We start from the raw sequence: 4,262 nt of genomic DNA, 5'->3' as shown, positions 1-4,262 counted from the left end.
CGGCTCGCGCTCGAGCCGCCCGAGGGCGGCGGTGGTGCGGGCTTGCCCGCTGCGGCCGCCGCTGCCGCTGCCGCGGCGGCGTCGGCGCGCCGCCGCTCCTCCTGCGCCGCGACGATGGCCTGCAGCTCCGCGGCCAGCGCGGCCTGCTGGTTGGCGAGCTCGCGCTCCTGCGCCTCCATGGTCGCCTTGGCGGACTCGATCTGCGCGGTCTTGGCCGCCGCCTCCGCCTGGAGGTCCTCGAGCTCGAGCTTGCGCGCCTCGGCGGCCGCGCGCGCGGCCTCGGCCTCGACGACCTTGGCGTCCGCCTCGGCCTTGAGGCCGGTGATCTCCTCGCGGACCGCCGTGAGGCGCACCTGGCGGTTCCGGTTGACCCCGTTGATCTGCTCGAGCTCGCGCAGCGCCTGGGTCTGGGTCCGCAGCGCCGTCGAGGCGAGCGCGGACTGCTCGACGAACTCCTCGGTGCTCGTCGCGTCCAGCACGGCCGACAACGACGACTGGGCCATGTTGCCCTTGTACGCGTCGCGCGCCATCTGGCCGATGGCCACGCGCGTGTCGTCGGCGCGGGCCGTGTCCGTGTCGATCTGCGCGGTGATCGAGGACTCCTCCTGCTCGGCGACCACCAGGCGCTCCGCAATGATCTGCGCCTCGCGCTGCAGCCGCGCGAGCGTCTCCTCCGCGAGGGCCAGCTGCTCCTGCGCCACGGGGATCTGCGCCTCGATGCCCTGGAGCTCGGCGTAGGCCTGCACGAGGGCGGCGTCGGTGTGCTCGAGCTCGGCCTGCAGCGCCTCCATCGCAGCGTCGGTCGCGGCCTGGCGCGCCTGCGTCTGCGCGCGCCGGTCGTCGTACTCGTCCGCGGCGGCGGGCAGCACGGCACCGGAGGCCAGCACGGCGACCAGGAGCGCGCCGAAGGCGCGGCGCGTGCGGCGGCGCGCGGGGGCGAGGGTGGCGGGGGGCATCGGCGTCACACCTTCGTGTATCGGCTCAGAGTGACGACGCTTGACACCGCGGCGAGCCCGATCGCGACGACGAGCAGCAGCGGGGCGATCGTCCAGACGGCGTCGGTGCCGATGTACTGCACGAACTGGACCTGCGTCGCGAGCCAGTCCTCGATGAGGTAGCGGACCCCGAACCAGAGCCCTGCCACGGACAGCGCCGCGCCGATCGTCGCGGCGATGGCGCCCTCGAGCATGAACGGCAGCTGGATGAACAGGTTCGAGGCGCCGACGAGCCGCATGATCCCGGTCTCCCGACGCCGGCTCATGGCCGAGAGCCGAATCGTCGTCGTGATGAGCAGGACGGCGGCCAGGAGCATGACGGCCGCGAGGCCCGCCGCGACGAGGCTGGAGCGGTTGAGGACGAGGATCAGCGGCTCGATGACCTGCCGCTGGTCGCGGACCTCCTCGACGCCGGCCACGCCCGTGAACGCGTCGGAGACGACCTGGTACTGCTCCGGGTCGACCAGCGCCACGCGGAACGACCCCTGGAGCTGGTCGGCCGTCACGCCCTGGGCCCACCACTCGTCGGCGAACCGCTCCTGGAAGGCCTCGTACGCGTCCTCCTTCGACTCGTAGTAGACCGCCTCGACGTACGGCTCGAGCGCCTCGGCCTCGAGCTGGTCGCGCAGGGCCTGCGTCTGCTCCGCGGTCACCTCGCCGCCCGCGCAGGTCGGGGCGTCGGAGTCGCTGGGGCACAGGAAGATCGAGACCTCGACCTTGTCGTACCAGTCGTCCTTCATCTCGTTGATCTGGAGCTGGAGGAGGCCGGCCGCGCCGACGAAGGTCAGCGACACGAACGTCACGAGGACGACGGAGATCGTCATGGAGAGGTTCCGGCGCAGGCCGAGACCGATCTCCGAGAGGATGAACTGGAGTCTCATGATGTCCTCAGCGGGTGGATCCGTAGACGCCGCGCGACTGGTCGCGGACGAGCTGCCCGTTGTCCAGCTCGATCACGCGCTTGCGCATCTGGTCCACGATCTCGTCGTCGTGCGTGGCCATGACCACGGTGGTCCCGGTCCGGTTGATCCGGTCGAGCAGGCGCATGATGCCGACCGACGTCGTCGGGTCGAGGTTTCCCGTGGGCTCGTCGCACAGCAGGATCGACGGACGGTTGACGAAGGCCCGCGCGATGGCGACGCGTTGCTGCTCGCCGCCCGAGAGCTCGTGCGGGCGCCGCTTCTCCTTGCCGCCGAGCCCGACCAGCTCGAGCGTGTCCGGCACGGTGGTCATGATGTGGTGGCGCGGCTTGCCGATGACCTGCAGCGCGAAGGCGACGTTCTCGAAGACCGTCTTGTTCGGCAGCAGCCGGAAGTCCTGGAACACCGCGCCGATCTGGCGGCGCAGGTGCGGGACCTTCCACGTCGAGAGGGTCGACAGGTCGCGGCCCGCGACGAAGACCTTGCCCGCGGTCGGCCGCTCCTCGCGCAGCACGAGGCGCAGGAACGTCGACTTGCCCGAGCCGGACGCGCCGACGAGGAAGACGAACTCGCCGCGTTCGACCTCGAGGTCGACGTCGTCCAGCGCGGGGCGGGCGCCGCGCGCGTAGACCTTGGTGACGTTCTCGAAGCGGATCACGCGGTCCTCGGGTGCTCGGGTTCAGGTCGTCGCCGCCGCCCGGGGAGCCGGGGTCACGCTGCCCCGCGGGCACCAGCGGTGCGCGACCACACTAAGCAGCGGTGTCCGCGCGTCCGGCCGGGACACGCCGCCCGACGGGGGAGGACCGAGCCCGTGCCGGGGCATCGTGCCCGTGCTGCGAGAATTCGCCCGGTCTATGGGGTCTTGTGCGGTTCCGCCGGGTCTGAGTCGAGTGCACACTGTGGTTGCGGTCGACCGGGCCCTCGCCCGGTCGCACAGACCTGCGTCGCCGGGAGGGTCCCCCATGGCCGAACCCCTGCCCGCGTTCGTCGGGCGTGTCGACCTCCTCGACCGCGCCCGGCTGGCCCTGTCCGACCCGCACTCGCACGGGATCGTGATCCACGGTGCGCCCGGCGTCGGGACCACGGCATTCGTCCACCAGCTCGAGGCGGGTCTGGACCCCCGCGTCGCGGTGCGGCACACCCACAGCTCGGTCGGCTCAGGAGGCGTGCCGTACGGCGCGGTGATGCCCCTGCTGCGCGACGGTGCCATCGATGCGGTCGAGCACCCCCTGCGTGCCCTGCGCTCCGCGGTCGACCACCTCGTCGCCCAGGGCGCCCACTCGGTGGTCCTGGTGGTCCACGGCGCCCGGCACGTGGACGCATGGAGCGCCCTCGTGCTGTCCACCCTCGCCTCGGTGCCGGACTGCTCCCTCGTGCTCGTCGCGGACTCGCTCCGCACGCTTCCGCGTGACATCGCGGTCCTCGTGCGCGAGGGCGCCATGACCGCCCTCGACATCCCGCCGCTCACGCTGGAGGAGACGGCTCAGCTCCTGGCCGGGCGCTGGGGCCACGCGCCGACGCGTCTGGTCGAGCGCCTGTGGCGAGCCAGCCGGGGGAACGTGCGCTCGCTCGTCGCCCTGGTCGAGCACGTCGACGACGTCGGCCCGGGGGCGCTGCTCGACGTCGACCGCTGGCCCGGGCGCGCCGGCCTCGACACGGCGTTGCCGACCGCGTACGCCGCGCTCACGCCCTCCGACCGCCGGCTGCTCGAGGTCCTCGCCCTCGCCGGAGGGCTCTCGCTGCCCCACGCGGCGCGGGTGGGGGGCCCCGACTCCGTGGACGCGCTCCTCAGCGGCGGCCTGGCAGGCGTCACTGCGCCGCCGCGGCCGACGGTGCGGGTCTGCACCGACGTCGTCGCGGCAGCGGTGCGGCACCAGGTGGGCGCGGGGAGGCGGGTGCAGCTCCTGCACGCGACGTTCCCGAACGGCGAGCCGGAGGACGAGGACCTCGTGCTGCGGTACGCCCGGTGGGCCGCCGACGGCGGCGTCGGTGTGTCGCCCGGCACGGCCTCGCGGGCCGCCCGGCTCGCCCTCGAGGCCGGTGACGCCCCGACGGCGCTGCTCGTGCTCGACGCCGTCCCGCAGGCCGACCGGTCGCCGGCGCACGGCGTCCTCACCGGCCTGGCGCTGCTGCTCGCGGGAGAAGGACGGGGCGGGCTGGACGCGCTCCTGTCGCTGCCCCGGCTGCTGCCCGACGACGACGAGGCGGCCGCGCAGGTCGCCTGGGGCCTGGGCGCGTGCCCCGACCTGACGCTGCCGCACGATGCCGGGCGCTGGGGCACCGCGGGGCGGCTGCTGCTCGACCTCGCGCCGACGGCGTGGCGGTCGTGGCTGCCCGCGAGCCGGGC

The 4,262-nt window shown here is 73.7% G+C and carries 4 protein-coding genes; 1 reads left to right on the top strand and 3 read right to left on the bottom strand.

Annotation, left to right across the window (positions count from 1 at the left end; translation table 11 throughout):
* The 3 genes from IDM29_RS15325 to ftsE form a co-directional block, all read right to left on the bottom strand.
* Nucleotides 1–956, bottom strand: a 956-nt coding sequence (locus IDM29_RS15325; RefSeq protein ID WP_188037738.1) for a peptidase M23, incomplete at its 3' end; no start/stop codon positions are given.
* A 5-nt stretch (nucleotides 957–961) separates the two neighbouring features.
* Complete coding sequence (ftsX, locus tag IDM29_RS15320; RefSeq protein WP_182113435.1) at nucleotides 962–1,876, bottom strand: permease-like cell division protein FtsX; 915 nt, start codon at nucleotides 1,874–1,876, stop codon at nucleotides 962–964.
* Between the two features lie 7 nt (nucleotides 1,877–1,883).
* Entirely contained in the window at nucleotides 1,884–2,573 is a 690-nt protein-coding gene (ftsE, locus tag IDM29_RS15315; protein WP_182113436.1) for a cell division ATP-binding protein FtsE, read from the bottom strand.
* 304 nt (nucleotides 2,574–2,877) lie between these two features.
* On the opposite strand from ftsE, the gene IDM29_RS15310 reads away from it, so the two are divergent.
* A partial coding sequence (locus IDM29_RS15310; protein WP_188037737.1) for a hypothetical protein occupies nucleotides 2,878–4,262 on the top strand: 1,385 nt, incomplete at its 3' end.

The organism is Actinotalea sp. JY-7885 (assembly GCF_014525465.1).
Taxonomy (GTDB): Bacteria; Actinomycetota; Actinomycetes; order Actinomycetales; family Cellulomonadaceae; genus Actinotalea.
This window is presented reverse-complemented; position numbering and strand designations above follow the sequence as displayed.

Excerpts from the sequence above, each read along its gene's own strand:
- ftsX (WP_182113435.1), bottom strand. The coding sequence starts at position 1,876 with ATGAGACTCCAGTTCATCCTCTCGGAGATCGGTCTCGGCCTGCGCCGG.